24 protein-coding genes are annotated in these 23904 nt (G+C 42.7%); 14 read left to right on the top strand and 10 right to left on the bottom strand.

Annotated elements, in window-relative coordinates:
- Positions 1 to 122: 122 nt before the first annotated feature.
- From EDC63_RS08040 to EDC63_RS08055, 4 genes are all read left to right on the top strand, one after another.
- Positions 123 to 1256 carry a DUF3466 family protein gene (locus tag EDC63_RS08040; RefSeq protein WP_124948086.1) on the top strand — a complete coding sequence of 378 codons (1134 nt, stop codon included), beginning with the start codon at positions 123 to 125 and terminating at the stop codon, positions 1254 to 1256.
- 158 nt (positions 1257 to 1414) lie between these two features.
- On the top strand, positions 1415 to 2563 hold the full coding sequence (locus EDC63_RS08045) for a hypothetical protein (RefSeq protein ID WP_124948087.1): 1149 nt from the start codon (positions 1415 to 1417) through the stop codon (positions 2561 to 2563).
- 71 nt (positions 2564 to 2634) lie between these two features.
- Positions 2635 to 3336: a nuclease-related domain-containing protein gene (locus EDC63_RS08050; RefSeq protein WP_223248470.1), complete on the top strand. Its 702-nt coding sequence runs from the start codon at positions 2635 to 2637 to the stop codon at positions 3334 to 3336.
- A 251-nt stretch (positions 3337 to 3587) separates the two neighbouring features.
- Positions 3588 to 4049, top strand: a complete 462-nt coding sequence (locus tag EDC63_RS08055) for a hypothetical protein (protein WP_124948089.1) — start codon at positions 3588 to 3590, stop codon at positions 4047 to 4049.
- A 107-nt stretch (positions 4050 to 4156) separates the two neighbouring features.
- Here the strand turns inward: EDC63_RS08055 and EDC63_RS08060 are convergent, their stop codons facing one another.
- Entirely contained in the window at positions 4157 to 4606 is a 450-nt protein-coding gene (locus EDC63_RS08060; protein ID WP_124948189.1) for a hypothetical protein, read from the bottom strand.
- 750 nt (positions 4607 to 5356) lie between these two features.
- On the opposite strand from EDC63_RS08060, the gene EDC63_RS08065 reads away from it, so the two are divergent.
- The 10 genes from EDC63_RS08065 to EDC63_RS08110 all read left to right on the top strand — a co-directional run bounded on the left by EDC63_RS08065 (position 5357) and on the right by EDC63_RS08110 (position 12848).
- Positions 5357 to 5695: a zinc ribbon domain-containing protein YjdM gene (locus tag EDC63_RS08065; RefSeq protein WP_124948090.1), complete on the top strand. Its 339-nt coding sequence runs from the start codon at positions 5357 to 5359 to the stop codon at positions 5693 to 5695.
- Positions 5696 to 5988: 293 nt separating this feature from the next.
- Positions 5989 to 6264: a hypothetical protein gene (locus tag EDC63_RS08070; protein ID WP_124948091.1), complete on the top strand. Its 276-nt coding sequence runs from the start codon at positions 5989 to 5991 to the stop codon at positions 6262 to 6264.
- Positions 6265 to 6450: 186 nt separating this feature from the next.
- Complete coding sequence (locus EDC63_RS08075) at positions 6451 to 6717, top strand: hypothetical protein (RefSeq protein ID WP_124948092.1); 267 nt, start codon at positions 6451 to 6453, stop codon at positions 6715 to 6717.
- A gap of 128 nt (positions 6718 to 6845) precedes the next feature.
- A complete protein-coding gene (locus EDC63_RS08080; RefSeq protein WP_370685890.1) occupies positions 6846 to 6974 on the top strand; it encodes a PhnA domain-containing protein in 129 nt (42 codons plus the stop codon).
- A gap of 472 nt (positions 6975 to 7446) precedes the next feature.
- Complete coding sequence (locus EDC63_RS08085; RefSeq protein ID WP_124948093.1) at positions 7447 to 7854, top strand: hypothetical protein; 408 nt, start codon at positions 7447 to 7449, stop codon at positions 7852 to 7854.
- 99 nt (positions 7855 to 7953) lie between these two features.
- A complete protein-coding gene (locus EDC63_RS08090; RefSeq protein ID WP_124948094.1) occupies positions 7954 to 8784 on the top strand; it encodes a class I SAM-dependent methyltransferase in 831 nt (276 codons plus the stop codon).
- Between the two features lie 72 nt (positions 8785 to 8856).
- A complete protein-coding gene (locus tag EDC63_RS08095; protein WP_124948095.1) occupies positions 8857 to 9414 on the top strand; it encodes a YaeQ family protein in 558 nt (185 codons plus the stop codon).
- Between the two features lie 130 nt (positions 9415 to 9544).
- Positions 9545 to 10648, top strand: a complete 1104-nt coding sequence (locus tag EDC63_RS08100) for an HD-GYP domain-containing protein (RefSeq protein ID WP_124948096.1) — start codon at positions 9545 to 9547, stop codon at positions 10646 to 10648.
- Between the two features lie 323 nt (positions 10649 to 10971).
- Complete coding sequence (locus EDC63_RS08105; protein WP_124948097.1) at positions 10972 to 12180, top strand: GAF domain-containing sensor histidine kinase; 1209 nt, start codon at positions 10972 to 10974, stop codon at positions 12178 to 12180.
- Positions 12177 to 12848: a response regulator gene (locus tag EDC63_RS08110; RefSeq protein ID WP_124948098.1), complete on the top strand. Its 672-nt coding sequence runs from the start codon at positions 12177 to 12179 to the stop codon at positions 12846 to 12848. The genes EDC63_RS08105 and EDC63_RS08110 overlap by 4 nt, the downstream gene beginning before the upstream one ends.
- 23 nt (positions 12849 to 12871) lie before the next feature.
- Here the strand turns inward: EDC63_RS08110 and cysG are convergent, their stop codons facing one another.
- The 9 genes from cysG to dsrK form a co-directional block, all read right to left on the bottom strand.
- Positions 12872 to 14302, bottom strand: a complete 1431-nt coding sequence (gene cysG, locus EDC63_RS08115; RefSeq protein WP_124948099.1) for a siroheme synthase CysG — start codon at positions 14300 to 14302, stop codon at positions 12872 to 12874.
- 33 nt (positions 14303 to 14335) lie between these two features.
- Entirely contained in the window at positions 14336 to 15793 is a 1458-nt protein-coding gene (locus EDC63_RS08120) for a dihydrolipoyl dehydrogenase family protein (protein WP_124948100.1), read from the bottom strand.
- Positions 15794 to 15826: 33 nt separating this feature from the next.
- Positions 15827 to 16216, bottom strand: coding sequence for a HesB/IscA family protein (locus EDC63_RS08125; protein ID WP_124948101.1), 390 nt, complete (start codon positions 16214 to 16216; stop codon positions 15827 to 15829).
- Positions 16217 to 16239: 23 nt separating this feature from the next.
- Positions 16240 to 17646, bottom strand: a complete 1407-nt coding sequence (locus EDC63_RS08130; protein WP_124948102.1) for a cobyrinate a,c-diamide synthase — start codon at positions 17644 to 17646, stop codon at positions 16240 to 16242.
- Between the two features lie 191 nt (positions 17647 to 17837).
- Positions 17838 to 19061, bottom strand: a complete 1224-nt coding sequence (gene nrfD, locus EDC63_RS08135; protein WP_124948103.1) for an NrfD/PsrC family molybdoenzyme membrane anchor subunit — start codon at positions 19059 to 19061, stop codon at positions 17838 to 17840.
- Positions 19062 to 19066: 5 nt separating this feature from the next.
- Positions 19067 to 19801, bottom strand: a complete 735-nt coding sequence (dsrO, locus tag EDC63_RS08140) for a sulfate reduction electron transfer complex DsrMKJOP subunit DsrO (protein ID WP_132920911.1) — start codon at positions 19799 to 19801, stop codon at positions 19067 to 19069.
- Entirely contained in the window at positions 19798 to 20358 is a 561-nt protein-coding gene (locus EDC63_RS08145; protein ID WP_124948104.1) for a hypothetical protein, read from the bottom strand. The genes dsrO and EDC63_RS08145 overlap by 4 nt, the downstream gene beginning before the upstream one ends.
- The gene (locus EDC63_RS08150) at positions 20359 to 22311 is read right to left on the bottom strand and encodes an NAD(P)-binding protein (RefSeq protein WP_124948105.1); all 1953 of its coding nucleotides are present in this window, start codon (positions 22309 to 22311) and stop codon (positions 20359 to 20361) included.
- 48 nt (positions 22312 to 22359) lie between these two features.
- Entirely contained in the window at positions 22360 to 23898 is a 1539-nt protein-coding gene (dsrK, locus tag EDC63_RS08155; protein WP_124948106.1) for a sulfate reduction electron transfer complex DsrMKJOP subunit DsrK, read from the bottom strand.
- Positions 23899 to 23904 lie beyond the last annotated feature (6 nt).

Genomic DNA, 23904 nt, shown 5'->3' on the forward strand with positions numbered 1-23904 from the left:
CAATAAATTAATCTATTACAATCATTACATTGGAAATGGTAATGAAAACGGCATGCTTATTGCTTGAACATTCTGAACAACATAATTTACAACAATAAACATAATCCAATCTGGAGTAGACATTGAAAATCCTTAGCTCATCCTTTGCCCTATCAATAAAAACCACGCGCAAACTTTCACACCTGATTCCCTTGCTACTAGTGGGTCTTGCTCTGAGCAGTCCGGCAGGGGCGGTGGGCTACACGATCACCGATCTGGGCACTTTTGGTGGCATCAACAACGGCGCCTATGGCATCAACCATAATGGCCAAGTGGCGGGCTACTCCTCTACAGGCAGCGCCAATCGCGCCTTCCTTTACAGCAACGCTACAATGAATGCTATCGGCACCTTAGGTGGCGCGGAAAGCTACGCCAGGGATATCAACGGAAATGGCCAGGTGGTGGGCTATGCCAATGTAGCGATTGGTGCTTATCACGCCTTCCTCTACAACAATGGTGCGATGAGCGATCTCGGTACCTTGGGTGGACTGTACAGCGCCGCCTTGGGCATCAACGACTACGGTCAAGTTGTGGGCTATGCCAACACCAACATGGGCGTCACCCCTAATCACGCCTTCCTCTACAGCAACGGTGTGATGAACGACATTGGTACATTGGGTGGCACGGACAGCGTTGCCCTTGGCATCAACAACAACGGTCAAGTTGTGGGCTATGCCTCTAAAGCGAATGGCGCTCAAAATGCCTTCCTCTACAACAACGGTGTGATGAGAGATCTCGGCACCTTAGGTGGCACCAGCAGCTCTGCCCAGGACATCAATAACAACGGCCAGGTAGTGGGCCAAGCCTACACCGCGAGCAATGCCACTTATCATGCCTTCCTCTACAGCAACGGTGCGATGAGTGACCTTGGCACCTTCGGTGGTACCTATGGCAGCACTGCCAATGGCATCAACGATAACGGTCAGGTGGTGGGCTATTCCTGGACAGCGGGCAATGCCTCCTTTCACGCCTTCCTCTATAACGGTGGTAGCCTGCTGGATCTCAACAGTCTGCTGCCGGATAATTCGGGTTGGACATTAAATGATGCCGAAGATATCAACGACCTCGGCCAGATCGTCGGCATTGGGACGATCAACGGTCAATATCGCTCTTTTCTCATGACACCAACTTCTGTACCTGTGCCCGCAGCTGCATGGCTACTCGGCTCTGGTCTCCTTGGGTTAATCAGCGTTGCTCATAAGCGCAAAACAGCTTAATAGCATTTTTTTCTCATTAAAACATTGGGTTTACATTTAAATCTGTAGGATAGAACCTGAATATTTTGGGCTCAGGAACACTGGCCTTAACTGGTCAGTTTTCATTTGTGCAAATTTAGGCTTGCCCTTCCCTGCTGATGAAAGGAGTACTGACAAGAGTGAGAAAACTACTATTATTTTTAGCGATAGCCATTGTTGTTTCTTTAGCTATTGCCCAATTTTCTAAGCCTGCGCCCTATTCAGAGCAGCTGATTCATATTCAGGCAGAACAGGAATTAGGGCATATTGATAAAGCTATTCTCAATGAAAAATTACCGATACAGGCTTTGTTGCTGGATTATTCTGGAGATAAAGAACTCACATTAAAAGCATGGATTGCTTTATCTAAATACCCTGAGAAAACCAGAAAAATTTTTTTACTATATGGTTCCGAGCCGCAATTCAAAGAGATTCTCCGGAAATATGGTGAATCAATTATCCCCGTCATTCAGTATTTTATTGAAAACGATGTTTGGTCTGTCAAAGCAAAAGATATAGTTAAGACAACCTTTGATGAAGTCAAAGCATACGGAATTGAAATATGGAGACATTTAACCGGAAACGGACAACAACCAGATAAGAAGCCAGTCGCTCATATTCAACCTCATAAAATTGGGTCGGAGGAACGTGGCTGGTATGCAGTCAATTTTATTAAACAAGAAGGCAATGACCTTTTGGGACAGTTTGTAGTTGGTAAAGATGAAAAAATTAAGAGGAATCAAACAGATCGAATTACTAAAGGACTAATTTCTTTCTTTACTAGCGGTATTCGCAATCTTGAAACAAAGCACGACCTTGGGGAGAACATAACAACAAGCGACATGTTCTGGGCAGGTGTCGATGTTGCAATGGTGGCTGCCCCTGTAAAGATTCTCGGAGCTGGTGGAAAGGTTGTTGGACGCACCGGCAAGGAATTGAACCTCACAACTAGAACTAAGATCTTTGCACCACGACTGTTATCAGAGGGGAAAATATTCCGGAAGTTGGGTAAATATGGTGCTGTGGCTGCTACTGCGTACATCATCATTAAACATCCCAGTTTAATAAACAGTGTATTTGCTGAATTAGCCCAGTTATTAGATTTAAACCCTTTGCTTGTTCAGATTGCAGGGTGGTCACTGATTATCTTCCTTGTGCTCTACCCTATTTCTTGGCTGCTCAAGCCTTTGGCGCAGTCTGTGCTTTTTGGTCTTTCATGGATTGAACGATCAAGGAAGAAAATCACTCCAAATGTGACTTCTGCAACTATGAATGCGAGTGGAGCTTAACCTTATGCATACAAAAACCTGAAAACTTACCAACCACATAACAAAATGGAATACATATGGGCTTGTTTTCGATGTTCAAAGGGCTTATTGGCGAGACGATGGGCTCTCTTGCTCACAAGATTATGTTGGACAAGACTGTTTACCATGAACTCAATAATGTAACTATTCCTACAACAGACGGTACTACGCAAATCGACCATATCATTGTTTCTCGCTTTGGCATTTTTGTGATTGAAGCAAAGAATATGAACGGTTGGATATTCGGTAATGAAAAATCAGCCGAGTGGACCCAGTCCTTCCCTGGAGGTAAATTCAAGTTTCAAAATCCACTTCGGCAGAACTATCGACACACAAAGTGCCTATCAGATTTTTTAGGCATTGAGCACAATAAGCTCCATTCAGTTGTGATGTTTTGGGGTGAAAGTACGTTTAAGACCTCTATGCCTGTGAATGTGTTGGATAAAGGCTATTCGTCATACATCAAAAGCAAATCGGAAGTGTTGTTCACAGATGATGAAGTTGAGCAGATAGTAACTGCCATCCAGACAGGAAAGCTACCAAGAATGTGGGCAACACATAAATTGCACGTAGCATCACTCAAGGAGCGCCATGCTTCTCCTGTTGCGTCAAATTCATTAAAATCAGGCGATCCCAGTTGCCCTCTTTGTGGCAAAACCATGCTGAAGCGTTTAGCTAAAAAGGGTTCCAACGCCGGAAATGAATTTTGGGGATGTTCTGGTTACCCTGGCTGCAAAGGTATCGTGAATATTTAGGGAATAGTATCACCATCCCTTGTCTTTTGTGCCAGGAAGGCACTTCTTCTACTTAATTTGTTATAGCTTCCCAAGCACTTCAATTTCTTTAATCTGTACTATCATTAAAATCCTAGAAGTAGATAGCCAATTACAGGGTATCTCAAAAAAAAAATCAGTCGGTTATTGCATAATGACGTTCATTGCGATTTTCAATTGTGCTGACCGATGGGTCTGGTGAATGACTATTATCCATCATAGGAGATAAGAAAATGCCTGAAACAATTAAAACGCTAAGTCTTGAAACAATTGAAACGTTAAGTGCTTTCCTTGCATCAATGATTGAACTGCTACAAGTGATTGAGCAATCTAGTCCAATCCTGTTTCGATCACAGTTCCAGATAAATTATCGAAATAGCTTAGAAGAAGCGTTGCCCATGTTGGAAAGTTTGATAGGGGAAACATGCATCCAATATCCAGATGAATGTCCGGAGATGAGTCAATCCGGCTTAAATGGAAATCAATTAAAACTCAAACTAGAATCATTTGAAAACAGTTATCTAGAATTGAAGCAAGGAGGCGGACTTGATAATTTAGAACAAGTTCTTGATAAGGGCAGCACCATATTAAATAGCCTTGCTGGTGCAATACCTGGATTTGGCTCTTTTGCACAAGAATTGATTGATTTTATTATCAAAGAGCTAAAACGACGTTTCAAGATTTGGAAGAGATAGCTAGAACTAAATTGCCTCCTAATGGACAAATTTGGCCTCCAGGTAGAACCAATGGAGAGAAAATTTTCACCTCATCCAAGGATTGCTAATATATTAGATTAAGCTTTTTATACGCCAATAATGTCACCAGTTGACTCATCAAACTCAATAAACTCTACATCTTCAGGAATAAGATGAAAATAAGTTCTTTTATAGTAGGAAACAAGCGTTTCTCCAGTAGTTTGTCTTTTGTCGTGAAGTGTAAAAAATACTTTTTTGAAATCTTTTGGCGAGAGATGAAAATATAGCATGGCTTCATTCCATTTAGTCATTTTGGCGCTAGGAACCTTACCTCCCGCAGTCCACCTATGCGATTTACATTCGATGATAATTTTTTGACTAGCTGAACCAAGATCAAAACAATGATTTTTCTTCTTTAGGGAAATGCCTATTTTTAGTGGAAAATTACGCGTAAGGTGCATTCCCTGCTTATTGAAAAACAATAAAGCTGCATTTTCAAAATCAGCACCTACATGAGCGTTACTAATCGCCCCAACTCTCTGATGTAGCTTATTCATCATTGGCCTAACAGTTATTCACATGAAAGAATTGCCAGGATATCTTGATATCACTAGTACCAAAATATTTTATTAACTTATTGATAATAGGTTATCTATTTTATAGGTGATTCACAAGCGCAATCATAAGGACACAATTCAACATCTGGGCCTGGATAACTGTTGTCGCTTGCTGAATTTCCCTTCGACAAACTGGCCCACAGTAGCACCCTCTGGCACCAGTTTCGGCGCGGGTTACCTACCCCCATCCGCCGCCAAAACGTGTCTCTCTGGGGCTCCCTCTGCCCCACTCTGGGCAATTTCGGGCCACCATGGGGATTCCGTTTCCCTCCCAGCCCTGCACCACTCATGAGGGTGGTGATTAGTGCCAATTCGCTTACAATACCTAGAGAAATGCTCAGTAAAAGTTCGGATAAAAAAAGTACAATATGTTGTTTTGTTTTATATTTTTTCAATTAAGTGATTGATATAAAAAAGTAAAGTTCGGTATAGGTTCGGTCCCACAGATAAAGCTAAACACCCTCAAAAAATTACCTTCCAATTCTTCAACATTTTAAGTATAGTGTAGCTCGTGGGTTGTTCTGTTAATCCGCAGGTCCCTGGTTCGAGTCCAGGTCGGGGAGCCACAGATATAAAGCCTTGCAGAAATGCAGGGCTTTTTTCTATTTCGGGGTCTGTATAGACTGCTTTGAGGCTCGATAACGAGCACAGCACTGAGCAATATACGTTCGCCAATACAGGAGACAACCCATGACTACACTACCCAAATGTCCAAAATGCAATTCGGAATTCACCTACGAAGACGGCACCATGTTCGTCTGCCCGGAATGTGCACACGAGTGGCCGAAAGAGGCAACAGAGAGCACTGATGACCAGCGCGTCGTGTGCGATGCCAATGGAAACGAACTTAAGAGCGGCGACACCGTGGTGGTGATCAAGGATCTGAAGGTCAAAGGATCGTCCTTGGTAGTGAAAGTTGGGACAAAGGTAAAGAACATCCGTCTGGTGGAAGGCGATCACGACATTGACTGCAAGATCGACGGAATTGGTGCGATGCAGCTGAAATCCGAATTCGTGAAGAAGGCGTAGGGTTACGCGTTACATCAGGAAGCCAAAATACTCTTCAAACAACAATGCCATCTTTCGGGGTGGCTTTTTGCTTTTCTGAAGCTCCGAATTGAGTGTCTGGGGGCTGTAAAAGTTCAGCCTTCTCCGGGGGAAATTTCTGTCCGATATTTGAGTTTCAATTTTAAAGCTAAGACTACTGATACACAAAAAAGAAAAGCAACCATAACCGAGTTAGTTTTCAATACATTTAGAATGGTTATTGCTATATAGTTTAGATATTGAAATAACCACTAAATTTTATTGTAGGAAAACTTATGGAAAACCATAAAAAGATCGGAATGATTGTGATGGTAGCATCTGTTGCGCTAGTTGCAGTTGCATTAGCAATGACTGAAAGTTATTGCCCTCGCTATGAAACATGGAGTAGCTTTGATTTTCTAATGAAATGTTGGTACGTAAATTTCTTTAGTGACAGCGACTTTTTTCTAAATTTTTACTTAAAATACGCTTTGGCATTTTGTGTTACTAGCTTTGGCACTGGGTTTCTTTGGTATCAAGGGGTATTCAAAGGTAATGAAAACAACAAATAGAAAAGGTAGTTAGGTACGGCAGAATTATATGTCACTAGAAGTAAACAGTCCGATGCACATTTATTTAACTCTCTATAAATAGAACTTGTTAGTTTTATTGTAAAACAGTATCCCTCGTTGAGTCCGCTGACCATCGAATCTAATATGGACCCTCAGCCGAATGAGAGGCTCAACAGGGAGAACAATATGTTTGACGAAAGAACCAGTTACAGCATCTTAAATGAAATTGGGAAGAAAACCACTATAACCCTAGAAAAACTAGTTGCTGATAGCCTTCAAGAATTACTTCCCAATGTTCACACATGGGTTCAAAACACCTACAACAAAGTTGCCATACAAAGTCCAGAACTAGGACGACGCAAAAAAGGCGATATTGTTCGCTTATTGTCGTTGAGAGAAGCGGAGAGTTCACCTCTCTACAAAAAATTGCTTGATAAACTCTTTGGGCTGTAACCCCTAACACTATTGGTGAAAAAAATTCACTGACTGACACCAATTAAGTTACCTCCGGCAAAGCCGGAGGTTTATCGTTTTGGCGCCTCAAAGGCGCTGGTAACCCATGAGCCACCTAAAAGGCAGCTATAGCCCTAATTTCATTTGGAACGAAGGAGAAGAACATCCGTCTAGTGGAAGGCGATCACGACATCGACTGTAAGATCGATGGAATTGGCGCGATGCAGCTGAAATCCGAATTTGTGAAGAAGGCTTAGACGGTTGGCGTTAGATCGGGAAGGAATAACTTTCATGCTACATGGCCATTATTAGAGCTCCAAGAGTGCCAAACAGCGTACAATATTTTCCACCAAACAGCGCGCATATTTGCCAGTAGTCTTTCAAAGAATCCACAAACTACAAGAGGTTATGAGTTCTTTCCACAGATGCTGAAATTCACAAAAAGTGGAAAATTCAACGCGCTGTTTGACAGGCGTAGACGGTTAGCGTTAGATCAGAGAACCAACTACTTGCACGCTACAAGATCATCTTTTGGGATGATTTTTGCTTACATGAAGCTTTCGAAGGGATACTGGAGCTATCTCCTTGGCTTTAACTCGGTTACGAGTGACAAAATTCCAGTTTGATCCCCCTCTCTGTAGATTTCCAATATAATGTTACAATACGATTTGCATATGTATGTACTTATATGCGCATTCCTATTTCAGCTAGTCAATTACCAAGGCAGATATGGCAAGAAAATCGATAACCAAGGCAACGCAACTGGATTTTTTATTTCCCGAAGATAATCAGGTAATAAAAGCTGCAAAGCCCACCAAGCGAACAACCACCAAGCCACGCCCACAAACGGGCAAGCAAAATACCAAGAAATCAATTGGTAAATCCTCAAATCCCAAACCAGTGAAGTCTGCACTCAGCAATAGCAAATCAGTTGCGGTTAGCAAGCCAAAAACCAAAGCGTTAAAACCTGTATTAAATAAACCCAAAAAACGCAGCCCTGGATTGGCACCTGAAGGGTTTGTAAGATTAACTATCAATATCCGCCATGATTTGCGCACTAAATTAAAAATCATTGCTGCAAAGCAAAATACAACCATAGGGAAGCTAATCGAAGACTTTACCAACTCGCATAGTTAGATTGCATTTGCTTGACTAATCAAATTCAAAAAAAATAGGTTTCGCCACTCTAAAGAGCACCATTAGATGAGTTCTGACGCAATTAGGATATTAAGTTAGATGAATGACAAGAACGAAATCAGACTAGGTCAATCCATAGAACTCTTAAAAGAACTACATATTCTCACCCGCGATGGCAAAATGAATCAGGATAGCCGTCGAAAGCTGAAACAGGTTTATCATCTTTATCAGTTCATTGAACCACTTCTGAAAGAAATTCAAAAAGATCATTTAGATATACAGCTGGTGGATCATGGCGCAGGTAAATCATATCTGGGTTTTATTATCTACGATTTATTTTTTAAAGGATTAAATAACGGCTCTCGTATTTACGGCATAGAAACACGGGATGAGTTGGTTAAAAAATCCCAGGAATTAGCTCAGAAACTTGATTTTCCGGGTATGTCTTTTCTAAATCTGTCCGTTGCAGACTCGATTGAATCCCATCTTTTACCCGCCAGAATCGACATTGTTACAGCATTGCATGCATGTAACACCGCTACTGACGATGCCATTCATTTTGCTTTGAAAAAACACGCAAAGTACATCGTTCTAGTTCCGTGTTGCCAGGCTGAAATCGCTTCAGTACTTAAAAAGAACAAAGGTAAGACTCTTGCCAAAAACACATTGACTGAAATTTGGCGTCACCCACTGCATACCAGAGAGTTTGGCAGCCACATTACCAATGTGTTGCGTTGCCTTCAGCTAGAGGCTCACGGTTATCAGGTCAACGTAACTGAACTTGTCGGATGGGAACATTCCATGAAAAATGAACTGATTATTGCCCAATTCAAAAATTTGCCGCGCAAACGCCCCACTGAACGCCTTAATGAAGTATTACAAGAATTGGGCCTTGAAGAAATGAGCACGCGTTTTTTCACCTCACTATGATGCGCTACTCATTTCATCCCTTAAACATTAATTAAAACAATACGTTAATCTATACGGACAAACAAAAACCTTATGGCGCTCAAATCAACCATTTTTAAAATTGATCTGCAAATTGCAGACATGGATCGTAATTATTACCAGGAACATTTACTCACCATTGCTCAACATCCATCCGAAACTGACGAGCGCATGATGGTTCGTGTATTGGCATTTGCTTTAAACGCCAGTGAATATTTAACTTTTGGAAATGGAATTAGCGCAGATGACGAGCCCGATCTCTGGCATAAAGACTTAACTGGTGCAATTGATCTGTGGATAGACGTTGGTTTGCCAGATGAAAAGCTAATTCGCAAAGCTTGTGGGCGATCAGGTCAGGTCATTCTTTACACTTATGGTGGTCGTGTCGCTGATATGTGGTGGGATCAAAGCAGCAGTAAGCTTGAAAAATCAAACAACTTATCAGTTATCAACTTGTCGCTAGAAACCACCAGAGAGCTAACTAAACTAGCTCAACGTAATATGAAGTTGCATTGTACTATTCAGGATGGCGATATTTGGTTGGCTGATAATGCCAGCACAATTGAAGTCCAGTTGTCGAAACTCAAAATCCCGAATGAATTTACCAATTAACCTATACGGCACTTTGCAAGCTCTTCCCATACAACAAGACAAATCAACTTTACTATTTGCCAATTCAGTTGCACCATGAGATGAATGCCAACTGAAATCGGCAACAACCTGTTTATTTGGAAAATCGCGGATGAGCAATTCCAATACTTATAACGAACCACAGATTATTGATAATGACTCACTAAAGGACTTCACTGAAGCCTTAGCCGACTACGCCCATAATATTGAAAGCGATATTGCACACCTGAAACGATTTCCTGAAGATCAAGCCGTTATCGCCAATCTTTTCCGTGCACTTCACAATATCAAAGGTGACGCTGCCTTATGCCGAGTTGATCTGGGTGTAGCGATAATTCATCCCATTGAAACCATTCTAGATCGTATCCGCTCGGGTAAACTACAATTTACGGAATTACTGGGTGAAACTATTTTGTTGGCTATAGACCGCCTGGAATTAGCAATGAATGCATTAGCCACAGGCAAATCTGTCTCAAGTTTAAAGCTTGGTATTCTTGCTGAAGAACTGGATGGGCTAAGCCAGGCAAGACAAGTGCAACTTGAAATTCTCACACATCAGTTGATTCAGTCTATAACGGGCTTTCGACCTTCCAGCACCCCTGTATCCAATAACGCCAGGAAACACGCTGTATCTCCCAGGTCTGAAAGCACTGCTACCCACTTAGCTTTTTTCCGGTCACTTGCACAGCAATATGAAAGCAGATCCCCCCACTTTGAAGGACGAACAGCTCGCTTGCTTCATTTGGCACTGGTTACAAACAAATTAGCTGGAGAACCAGTTGATCCCATTCAATTGGAAGCCGCTATATACATGCATGATGTAGGAATGATGTTTCTGCCTGAATCCATCTGGCTAAAACCGGATCGTTTAAATGAAATGGACAAAATTGCATTACATGCACACCCGGCATATGGTGCAGGACTTCTGGAACGCATGCCTGATTGGCAAGAAGCTGCCAAGATGGTGTTGCAACACCATGAAACGCCAGATGGCACAGGTTACCCCAAAGGATTAAAGCAGGACCAGATTTGCTCAGGAGCGAAAATACTGGCCATTATTGATGCCTTTGAAGCTGTTATGCTAAAACATAGCCACCGCGGCCACAGTCGTTCAATCCTTCGCGCTATTTCTGAAATCAATGCATGCAACAATCAGTTCGCGCAAGAATGGATCGAACCATTTAACCAAGTCATTCGCCACATGATTGAAAAATAGTCGGCTTGAACTTTCCGTGAAAATAAAATTACCGAGCCATATATCTCACTGGGTTGCGCTTTAATTTTTTATTTTTATATCAATATATTATAAAAATAAAAAGATTTACATTCACGAAAATAATGCCATATGGTTTTCATTTTAATTAGATTTCACGCAATATAATGCCATTAAATTATTTCCGACACTCACGCATAACCGCATATGATTGCAAGAAATTTTATGTCACTATAGAATGAAACGTTAGTTACATCATATTAATGTTGCCATAGATTGGCGCAAATTTCTGTGCATTAATTCGCGTCTTTGACCTATGGAAACAAATGACACCTTATCTTGAAATTTTGACTACGTCATCCAAAAAATCTTCATCTCAAGGTACCTACAAAATACCTGCGCTGCATGCGCTTTCTGAAATTACAGCCAGCTTAAGCAGTGACAACAACCTTGAAGAGTTGCTGGAGCGCTTTCTCAGCACCATGATAAGACTATCTGGTGCAGATGCGGGGGCAGTACGCATCATTACCAGCGATGGAAAACATCTGCGCCTGGTCGGATCAATCGGATTACCGCAAGATGTCATCGATAAAGAAGAATATGTCCCGTTAGAGTGCGGAATTTGCGGACACGCTGCACGTGAACACACCATACAATCTGACAATCACCCAAGCATGTGCAGAGAAGTCACTGCACTGAATTACTTTGGTGACGGGTGCAAAAATGTCATCGCCGTACCCTTACGCCATAAAGGCAAAGTGATGGGGGTGTACAACCTCTTCATGGCAACAGACTCTCCTATTCCGGAAGATTTGTCCCTGCTCTTCTTCTCTATCAGCGAACATCTCGGTATCGCTTTGGAAAATGCACGGCTAACCCGTGAAAATATGCGCATTAGCCTGACGAATGAAAGACAAATGCTCGCGAATGAAATACATGACTCACTCGCACAGACAATTGCTTACATGAAAATGCGCGTTGCCTTGCTCAGAGAAGCACTTATTGCTAGTGACGAAACAATGAGTAACAAATATTTAAATGACGTGGATGAAGCTGTAGAGTCTGCCTATTCAGGGTTAAGAGACTTATTGGGGCAGTTCCGTTATCGCATGGACCCCAGAGGCCTGGTACCAGCGCTAGAAGATGTGATGTTGAAATATTGCGACAAATCCTTGGTAAACATTGATTTCGTCAATTTTACCCAAGACCTGAATCTCACTCCGAATCAGGAAGTTCAGGTTTTTCACATCGTGCAGGAAGCATTGATCAATATTTGCAAACATGCACGTGCACAGCGTGTTAAATTAACAATGGAAATCAAAGAGGGGCAATATCTGATTACTGTTGAAGATGATGGCATTGGCCTTAAAAGCATTAATAATCAACAAAATGGATTGCATTTTGGACTTAACATCATGAGAGAGCGTGCTCAACGCTTAGGTGGAGACATCACGATTGACAGTCAAATTGGAGAAGGGACTCGCCTCCAGCTTAAATTTCCAGTCACATCAGACCGAAAGGATAAAAACGCATGACAGAGCATCTGAGAATTGTACTGGTTGATGACCACACGCTATTCCGGATGGGGCTTGCCGAGTTACTTGAGCATCGTGGTAACATCAAAGTTGTAGGCATAACGGGTAACGCTGCTGAAGCCCGCACATTATTAGCCGAACAGCAGCCTGATGTAGTGATTATGGACCTCAACATGCCCCCCATTGATGGCATCTCTCTGCTCACTCAACTCAGATCAGAGGGGGTTAATATCCCTATACTCATGTTGACAGTAAGCGACGCCCAGGAAGATTTGGCAAATGCATTGCGTGCAGGCGCCCGCGGATATCTGCTGAAAGATATTGAACCAGATGATCTTGTCGATGCAATTCAGCGTGCTGCCCGTGGGGAAACTGTCGTATCACCCACTATGACCATGAAATTAGTCAGCTTATTGCAAGATGGCTCCCCAAGTAACACGCAAGAAGATCTGCTTGCACATTTAACTCAAAGAGAACGAGAAATATTAATGCACCTGGCTCATGGTGAAAGCAACAAAACCATTGCTAGAGCACTAGACATTAGCCACGACACAGTCAAGTTGCATGTACGCCATATACTTGCAAAATTAAACCTGTCTTCACGTGTAGAAGCAGCCGTATTTGCCGTGGAACATCAACTTGTCCCTTCCAGAATATCCCACGGCTAATCTTGTAAAACTAACAGATTGAATTAAGCATCTTCAAGTGGTGCAGCACTTAGTGGATGCTCAGAATCCTCTGTTTTAAACCAGGAAAGTTTTTCATGCAAGCTAACGACATTACCAACAATAATCAAAGTTGGCGGCTTTAAGTTAGCATCCTTGGCCAGTCCAGGTAGTGTCTCAAGCGTTCCGGTTAATACCCGCTGATTAGGCGTTGTACCTTGCTGAACAATTGCTGCGGGTGTAGTTGTAGCAAGACCATGTACGATCAACTCCTTACACAACACTGGCAAACCCATCAACCCCATGTAAATAACCACCGTCTGATTGGGTCTGGCCAGACCATTCCAATCCAGATTCATAGTGTTATCTTTCAAATGCCCTGTAACAAATACGCATGACTGGGCATAATCCCGATGTGTCAGTGGAATGCCAGTATAAGCTGCCACACCCGAAGCAGCCGTAATACCTGGGACCACCTGGAAAGGCACATCATTTTCCGACAAAGTCTCAATTTCCTCACCACCGCGACCAAAGATAAAGGGGTCACCACCTTTCAAGCGCACAACGCGTTTACCCTCTTTAGCCAAGCGCACCAATAACTGATTAATTCCTTCCTGAGGCATTGCATGGTTATTAGCCTGTTTACCGACATAAATACGCTCAGCATCACGCCTTGACAGATCCAATACCGCAGCAGAAACAAGATTATCGTATACAACTACGTCTGCCTGCTGCATCAACCTGACTGCACGGAAGGTCAACAACTCGGGATTTCCAGGCCCGCCACCAACAAGATAAACCTCGCCACGCGGCAGCGCATCACCCGATTCAGACTGAAGCAATTTATCCAGTGCGACACTTGCATCTTGTTCACGGCCAGCAAATACCATCTCTGCCACTGGACCTTCAAGTGCCTTTTCCCAAAATATACGACGCTGAGCAGGAATCTTGAAACGCTCTTTGACCTTTTCACGAAAACTTCCCGCAAGCGCTGTCAAACGACCATAAGCCGCAGGTATCAATGCTTCCAGTCTTGCCCTCAACAACCTCGCCAGGACGGGCGAATCACCACCTGTTGAAATCGCAATCATCATCGGTGAGCGGTCGATAATCGAAGGGATAATAAAAGAACAATATTCAGGTCGATCCACTACGTTAACTGGAATCCGCTGTTTTTTAGCAGTTTCAGAAACCAGTTTATTAAGCGATTCATCTTCAGTAGCCGCAATGACCAGAAAAGCATCATCCAGCATTGCAGGAATAAAAGGATCTTTACAATGCGAAAGCATGTCCTGCTCAGGCAAATGACTAAAGTCATCGCACATTTCAGGCGCAACTACCGTCACTTTAGCGCCACATTTAAGTAAAAGAGCTGCTTTACGCGAAGCGGTTTCATCCCCGCCGATTACCAAGCATTTATTACCACGCATATCCAGAAAAGCTGGAAAAAAATTCATAAATCACACCTATTAATCAAAACTAACAACAAATCAAGGCTTATCAGCATAAATGCCGGGGAAAATCATTTTATCTGTTTTTGAGTACGCAGCAGTATAAGGATCAATCGCCGTTTCAAGCTCTTCACACCAAGAGGGGTGACTGTAGCTCATATCCTTAAAAAACCAAAGCCCTCTATTTGACTGGCAAGCAGCTTCAAGCATATGAATTTGTTCACCCGCTTCAGGGCCTACAATACAACCACCGAGCAACTGCCCAGTTTCTGTATCATGAACAACTTCAATAAAGCCTTCAAAATCGTGATGCGCTCTCGATTTACCCGAGCCACCAAAACTTGCCCGGGCCACATCTGATTCAAATCCTGCTTCGTCCGCCTGGTCTTCTGTTAAACCTACCGCAGCAATCTCTAGCGCTGAATTGATAACAACCGGCACCTTGAAATAATTCGAATGCAAACGATTACCCTTAATTGCATTTGCCGCTGCAATTTTGGCGTCATGAAGCGCCGCATTTGCAGTCATTGGACCAGGTTTAACATCGCCGATTGCGTAAATTCCTGGAACACTGGTTTCAAGATAATCCGAAGTCTGAATAAAGCCATCATCAGTTAAAGCAATACCCACATCCTCAAGACCAAGACCAGTAATAACAGGTTCCCTTCCAATCGCCACCAAAACACGTTCGTAAGAGGCAGTGTCACCATTCGTGAAAGTGACCGAAACCGAATCATCCATGACCTCACAACTCGCCACCGAAGCGTTTTTACGCACTTCAATACCGATACGCTTAAATTTGCGTTCCAGTATATTACTAGCTCGATCAGGTATCCGCGCTTGATTCAGCAAGCGTTCACCCTGCTCGACAATACATACTTTTGAGCCAAATTGGTGCATCAGAAAACCAAGTTCAGTGCCTATAGCCCCACCACCTACGAACAAAACAGACACAGGCAGATGATCCAGTGTAAACATGAAATCTTTGGAACTGATAATTCTAGAACCATCTGTTGGGCAAATATCAAACTCTTTCGGCTTAGATCCTGTAGCCAAAACAATGCGCGGCGCAGTCAGTTTAACCAATTCGTCAACTTGTTCATCCGCACTCAGATTTGCATTTTCCGCCAGCAAAACATCAACATTCTGAGCACCACTCAACTTAGCAGTCCCATAAAACACTTGTATCCCCAAGCGTTTAAGCCAGACAGAAAAATTGTCGCGAATACCCTTAACTACTGCGTTTTTATGCGCCATTGCAGCCGAGAAGTCACCCTTAACCTCCCCTACTAAACCCCTACCTTGAAGATCGTTGATATCCTCGATCAAAGTCGCAAGATGTAGCAATGTCGATTTCGGGATACAGCCTTGATTAAGACAAGTACCACCTGCCAAACCTTTTTCTACCAAAGCAACTTTAGCACCAAGATGTGCTGCTGTAATGGCAGCCTTATACCCACCGGGCCCGCTACCAATTACAATAAGATCGAAATTCATCTAACCCCCACTTTGTAGGGAAAACAGCAAGATTTAAGCGCAACCGCCACCACTGCTACTACTGCTTCCACAACTTCCAGTACCGCAGCCGCCACTACCACATCCACCACCTTGTTTCTTGGCAGGAGGAACACCAGTATCATTGGGGTTAATAAATATAAATTGAAACTCACCTGGATTGAGTTCAACAAAATCAACAACCGTTCCATTCAAAAGCATTTCACTGTTTGCTGACACTAAAAGCGAAACCCCTTCAGAAATAACCTGATGATCATTTTCTCTTATCTCATCAAAACCCATACCATATTGCATGGAACCATCAGCCAAATATTTGGCAGCAATACGTAACGGCAGACCAACTGCATCAGTTTGCTCAGATGCCAAACGAATCTGCTCAGCTGCTCCTGGTGTCACTGTAATCATTTCAGTTTCCTTTAATTAATTAACTATGCAACTGACTCACTGGCCAGTTTACGTTGCATTGCAATTTTACGAACCCATACTACAAAGCGTTCAGCCCAGTTAAATGCTTTCAGGCTACGCAAATGGCTATAGGAAGCAAACATATTATTGATCATAATACCATCATGTTCGCCATCCACACCGTAGCCACGTAATACCCTATAAGCGAACTTGATATCACCTTCAAGATTTTCCAGACTGGAATAATGAAATTCATGGGCAGGTATAACAACTTTAGCCTCGTCTTTATCACGGTGCCAAGGAGATAAACCAGTTTCTTCCAACCTGACATAGCCCCGACCAACCGGCTTGGGGTTCATAACAATATCCCCAGGTATGACTCCCACCATCTCGCAAGTACTGCCCTGCCAGGTCAAACTTCGAGAAAGATACATTAATCCACCACATTCTGCATAAACGGGCAAACCCTTAGCAATGGCTTCGCGAATCTGTACACGAAGAGTCGCATTAGCTTCAAGTTCCTTCATCATCATTTCAGGGAACCCACCGCCAATAAATAACCCATCAATATCAGGCAATACTTTGTCATTCAACGTATCAATGAAAACAATTTCTGCGCCTGCAGATTCCATTGCATCCAAATCATCCGCATAATAAAAACCAAAAGCTTTATCCTGAGCCAACCCTATCCGCACTCGCTTAACATCAGTATAGGCTGTATTGAATTCTGAAATGGATGGTTTAGGTTTGGAAGTTTTTCCGAGGGACACCAGCTGATCAAGATTCACTTGTTCACTTATGACTTTGCTGATATCAGCCACATAGTTAACAGCTTCCTCCGTCTCGTTACTTGGCATCAACCCAAGATGACGTTCCTTGATTTGCAAACCTTCGTCATGGTGAATAGCACCCAAAACTGGAACATCTGTATAGTGCTCAATCACTGCTCGCAATTTACCTTCATGGCGTGCACCACCCAAATGATTCAGTATCACGCCGGATATTTTAACCTCACGGTCAAATGCCTGATATCCAAGAATTAATGGTGCAATCCCTCTAGTCATACCACGCGCATCAATAACTAGCACAACTGGCACATCCAACAAGCGCGCTAAAGCAGAGTTACTGTTACTGCCATCAAGATCAAGACCATCATACAAACCTTTGTTACCCTCAATCAGGGTAACATCAGCTTTCTCTGAATATTGATGGTACATGGAAAGAATTTCCTCGTTATCCATCAAGTAGAAATCAAGATTACGACAACGTAAACCACTAGCCATGGTCAACCACATAGGGTCGATATAATCAGGCCCTTTTTTAAAGGGTTGTACAATTAAGCCGCGTTGCTTGAGCGCTGCACATAACCCGATGCTAATGGTCGTTTTACCAGAAGATTTATGTGCTGCAGAAATAAGAAATTGGGACATTGTATTCCGCCAAGTAGCAATACGCCACGTATTAGCTAGCCTTAAGAAGGCTGAAATTATGACTGAATAAATGAAGAGAATTCATTTTAAGTCTATGTGAAAAAACTTCACCTTTCTTGGAAGAAAAGTGAAGTTCTCATTCGTCTTTACTGCATTTAGCAACAGCAAAGACGTGAAACCAGTGACCAATATTACTTTGACAAGGCCTTTGAGCCATGATTAGCGTCTATCACCTTATCGTCCAGACTATCTGGTAAAAAACGAAGCACTTTGATACCAAAAGCAGCAATTACACCTGCAATAGCAATACCACCAATACCAAGCATAGTTTCGGGCAAGCTTGCATGATAACCATGTATAACACCATCATAAAAACTGCTAGATTCATGCATTCCAGGGAATAATTCCAGTGGAAATGCCTGTCCACCAATAATTGTTACATACATCTGAGCCAAACCACCCAGTATTACCATTACAGATGAAATAGCAATCCATGAACGGGATTTACCCAATGTAGGGTGAAACAAAATAACTAATGGCAAGATTCCACCAATGAGTATCTGACCAATCCAGAACAACTGGGTATAAATACCCCCGTTTACCAGAATAAAACTCTCAATTCCATGCTTTTTAGCAAAGTAAAGATTTGTCATATGGAAGACAGCAACAAAATAAAGCGATGCAGAAATAAAGACAGCTAGCAATTTCTTCAATCTCAGCACAACCTTATCGCCTAAAGGACGGTTTGTATGACTGTATGCTGCCATTAATACAAGCAGATATACCGCCAATCCATAAGCAAAAGACATGATGATAAACATCGGCGCAAGTAATGCCGAATCATAAGCTTGTCGTGCAACCAGGAAGCCAAAGATAGAACCAGTACCCGTAGTTAATAGCAAACGCCAAATAAATGCAGCCACACCCACAGATTTAGTAAATACATTCATACGGCGTTCCATCATCGTCCAGATATAAGCAGCAACGATAGTGAAAAAGCCAGTATAAAGGAACACATTCCAAGCAAAAACAGACTTGAAATTGTAGTAAGTCATGGCAATTATAACGCGATCAGGTCGGCCTAAATCCAGCATCAACACAGTCAAACCACCCGCTAACAAAGCGATTGCAAGCAATCCAGAAAGCGGTGCCAAAGGCTTATACATGGTTTTACCAAATACAGAACCAATAGAAGCAACATTCAATGCACCAGATGCTGCAACAATCAGAAATACTGCAAAAACATGCGGCATACCCCAAACAACCTGATTTGTCATCCCGGTTACTATGTGGCCATGTTCTTCCATGTAGTAGGCGGATCCCAAACCAAACAACACAAAAAGACCTAAAGCAGCAAGCAACATATAATAACCTGCGCTGCGACCTTCAATTTGACGAAAGGCTATTGAACTCATGTATTTCAAATCCCCTGATAACGAACGCCAGTATTCAATCCCAAATCAGCTCGCACTTGCTTGGTAGCAAATGTGCTTACACGCTTTGAAATTTCACTGTTCGCATCATTTAAATCACCGAATAAAATGGCATCGTGACCAGCCTTTGTACATGCCTCAGCACAGGCAGTAGTCTGACCTTTGTCAACGCGATGAACACACATGGTGCAGGATTCAACCACACCTTTCCCACGTGGCACATCAGGATTTTGATCAGCCAAGGCTTCGTGAATGAATGAGCGAGCCTTATATGGACAAGCCATTACACAATAACGGCAACCAATACAAATATGCTTGTCTACAAGTACAATTCCGTCAGCACGCTTAAAAGAAGCTCCCGTTGGACAAACATCAACACAAGGTGGCTCAGCACAATGCTGGCACATCATGGGCAAGGATGTAGCCTTGCCAGTACGCATATCTTTAAGCTCTACCTTACGAATCCATTGAGAACCTGTCTCACTTGTGTCACCTGAAAGACCGTTTTCAGTATTACAAGCAGTCACACAATCAGTACAACCAGAATCGCATTTATTCGTATCAACCAACATACCCCAACGAACACTGCTTGAAGCAGCTTCCTCTGGTGCACGTCCGTGAGCCATATCAATTAGCATTACCCCAGGAGCAACAGCTAAACTTGCTGTTGCAACTGCAGTCGTACCAAGGAACTCTCTCCGACTTTTATTCGCGCAGCTCATCTAGTTACTCCAGCATTGTTTTGCTCATTAACATTTGAACGCATTTGTTGCCTCATACTATATGACAGACCATGACTTTCTTTGTCTGTAGCCGCCACTCCTGGTGTAGCAGGTGGAACGATAGGGTGAAAAAACCCGGCTGATGGCTGCACTTTTGGTTTGCTGGCATGACATTCAAAGCAATCAATCTTAACAGCAGCATAGCTATGGCAACTTTGACAAAAGTTTTCATTGCTACCAAGCACACTATTATTTTTCTTGCTTGCGTGACATTCAATACAGTTTTGCAAACTGTATTTCTTTGTACGAATGCCTTTATGCATTGTTTCATCGCGCTTGTGCATCAAAAGTTTCATGTGATTACGACGCATGAAATCTTCATCTTCAACACATTTATCGCCCTTCTCAATTTCAATCTTGGGTTTCGGCACACGGCCTGAGTTAGACTCAGGCTCGCTAGAAGCAACCGAAACCGCGCTGATTGTGAGAAGAGCCGCAATTAATGCACCCATCTTCCAGTTCAGTAAAGTGCGGATCTTTGCCAGGCTTATCATCACTTAATCACCCATACCCATTTTGATGTAACCGGTTGGGCAAACATCTGCACAAATATGGCAGCCAATACATCTGCTGTAGTCAGTATCAACATAACGACCTGTTGTATTGACATCGCGCTTCACTTTAAACACCGCGATTTGTGGGCAATAAACAACGCAGTTATCACATTCAAAACATAATCCACAACTCATGCAACGCTTTGCTTCATCAATAACTTCTTTTTCAGACAAAACATCAAGACGATCTTCAAAGTTACCCAAAGCCTGTTCGGCATCCAGCATTGTCATGTTACGCACGTGACGAGGTACGAATGGGAAATGGCCCAAGAAAAGTTCATCTGAAGGAATAACATACTTCAGTGAGCGGTCTTCAAAGTTATGAACTGAGAATTTAGCTGAATCCGTTCCCCATACCTGCTTGTGATCATACTCTGTAGGCTGCAGACCTTTTTCTTCCAGTTTGCGCAGCAAATCGAAGTGGTGTACATCAACCTTTGGACGCTTTTCCTGTTCAGCACCCGCCAAGTAGCGATCAATACCATCAGCAGCAATTGCACCATGGCCAATTGCAGTTGTCAGCAAGTGAGGCTTAATAACGTCACCACCAACAAAGAAACCTGGTTTACCAGGAATTTGATAGTTCTTGTCTGACTTGATCAAGCCATTACCATTATTAAAAGTCTCAAGGCCGGTAAAATCAACAGCCTGTCCAATAGCAGAAACAATCAGATCAGCAGCAATATCTACTTCAGTACCTGGGCGAATGACAGTCTCATTCTTGACCATATCAAATTCAGCAACACGTAATGCAGTGGCGCGACCATCAGCACCTACAATCACGGCTACTGGTGTTACACCGCCACGAATATCAATACCTTCAGCTAAAGCGTGGTCAATTTCGTGCTTGTTAGCATTCATCTTGTCCATTGTGGCACGTGAAATCAAAACGACTTCCGCACCTTCGCGAGCAGATACCTGAGCAACGTCATGAGCAACCTGACCAGCAATTACATGCTCAGGGCGATCATTCTCATTAACCTTGGTAATATGACCAAGACGTCGAGCTACAGTGGCAACGTCGATGGATGTATCACCACCACCAATAACAACAACTCGCTTACCAACGTGCTGCAAACGGCCATCGTTAAATGCCTTAAGGAATGCCATAGCTGTAACACAGTTAGGCGCTTCGGCACCTTCAACTGGTAAAGGACGACCACTTTGAGCACCTAGACCCATAAACACAGCATCATATTCTTTTTCGATCTGTTCCATCGTAACATCACGACCAATATGGCAATTAAGCTTAACTTCAACGCCCAAGTCGATAATACGTTTAATTTCAGCATCCAATACTTCACGTGGAGTACGGAAACCTGGAATACCGTAACGCATCATGCCACCCAACTCAGCATGATCATCAAAAATTGTACAAGCATGGCCTTTAAGGGTCAGATGATAAGCTGCTGACAAACTTGCGCAACCACCACCAATTAACGCTACCTTCTTACCTGAGTTTTTCTCTGGTTTAGTAAAGCCTAAGTTATTAGCAATACCGTACTCACCAACATAATGCTCAACTGAATTGATACCAACATGGTCTTCAACTTCATTACGGTTACAACCGCTTTCACAAGGAGCAGGACAAACACGGCCCATTACTGACGGAAAAGGGTTCGCTGAAGTAATACGTTCGAAAGCATATTGCTGCCATGGCATTCCAGCTGGCGGTTTCTCAATTCCACGAACGATATTCAAATAACCACGAATATCTTCACCAGCAGGACAACTGCCTTGGCAAGGAGGAGTACTCAACACATACTCAGGACACTTATGAGTGTGATCAGCATCCATAATCCAATTGGCACCCTTTCTTTCGTTCCGGGTTTCACCATCTTTATAACGACGGAAGGTCAGGGGTTTCTTTTTCAAATCGTCTGAAGTGACTGACATCTCAATTTTCTCCTTAAACTCACAAGTATTAGGTGCCAATGGCCCCGATTATTTCTTTTCGCTCAATCGAATCGAAGTACTTACCAACTGATGAACACCACCTATCATGCTCATATCAAACTTATAATATGGCAATACCTTACTAAATTGAGCTTTACAAATTGCACAAATAGCTGCCATAAAATTTACCTGATGCTCGTCAACAACACACTGCAGAGCTTGCATCCTAGGCATTGCACCCTTAACACGTACTTCCATTAAATCATCTGTTAAAATACCGCCACCACCACCGCAGCAGAACGTACCTTCACCAATTGTTTCATCAGCCATGTCATGAAAGTTATTAGCAACAGCTTTAATAATTTCACGCGGAATAACAAATTGTCCACCAGGCATATTGCCCATTCTTGAACCACGAGCCACGTTACAAGAATCATGGAAAGTGATCGTGCGATGATCATTTTTTTCTTTGTCAAACTTCAATACACCTTGATTGATCAAATCCAATGTCATTTCACAAATATGCTGAGGAGCTGGATAACGTGGATCAAGCTGAGCTTGCAATGCGCGAGTAAACTCGTCTTCACCACCATGACCGACACCAGTCAGAGTGTTCCAGAAACTGTAAGCTACACGCCACGCATGACCACACTCACCAACAACAATACGTTTTACACCTAATTCAAGGGCGGCTTCACGAATACGCATCGCGGCTCTGCGCATGTTCTCGTAGCTACCAATAAACAATCCAAAATTTCCTGCCTCAGAGGCTAGAGAACTCAACGTCCAACTGATGCCAGCCTCATGGAAAACCTTGGCATATCCAATCAAACTTTCAACATGTGGTTCTGAGAAAAAGTCTGCTGAAGGTGTAATTAACAATACTTCAGCACCTTTAACGTCAATAGGCATTTTAACCGCCACACCAGTATCTTCAAGAATGTCTTCTTCTAGGCCTTCAAGTGTGTCAAGCAATGCTGGTCCAGGCAAACCAAGATTGTTACCTATACGATGTAATTTACCCAAAATTTCATTGGTATATTTCTGACCCATACCAACTGCGTCCATAATTTCTCTAGCAGCCATAGTGACTTCAGCTGTATCGATACCATAAGGACAATAAACTGAACAACGACGACACTCCGAACACTGATAAAAATAACTATACCAATCATTTAAAACATCTTCGGTCAAGTCAGCCGCACCAACCAATTTAGGAAAATACTTGCCCGCAAAAGTGAAATAACGACGATAAACCTTGCGCATTAATTCTTGGCGGGCAACAGGCATGTTTTTAGGGTCTGCTGTCCCTAAAAAGTAATGACATTTATCAGTGCAAGCGCCACAATGAACGCAAGCATCCATATAAACTGCAAGTGAACGATATCGATTAAGCAAATCGCCCATCTTATCGATTGCAACTTTGTGCCAGTTATCAACTAAAGGCCCTGGAAAACCAATCCCCTCCTGAATTTTCTCAGAAGCAGGAAAAGACTTTAAATGCACAGTAGCATCAGGTTTAATTTTTGGTATATCCACAAGTGGATATGGTTGTACTTTGGGTACTTCAAATTCCGCAACAGCCACAATTCA

Source organism: Sulfurirhabdus autotrophica (genome assembly GCF_004346685.1).
GTDB lineage: Bacteria > Pseudomonadota > Gammaproteobacteria > Burkholderiales > SMCO01 > Sulfurirhabdus > Sulfurirhabdus autotrophica.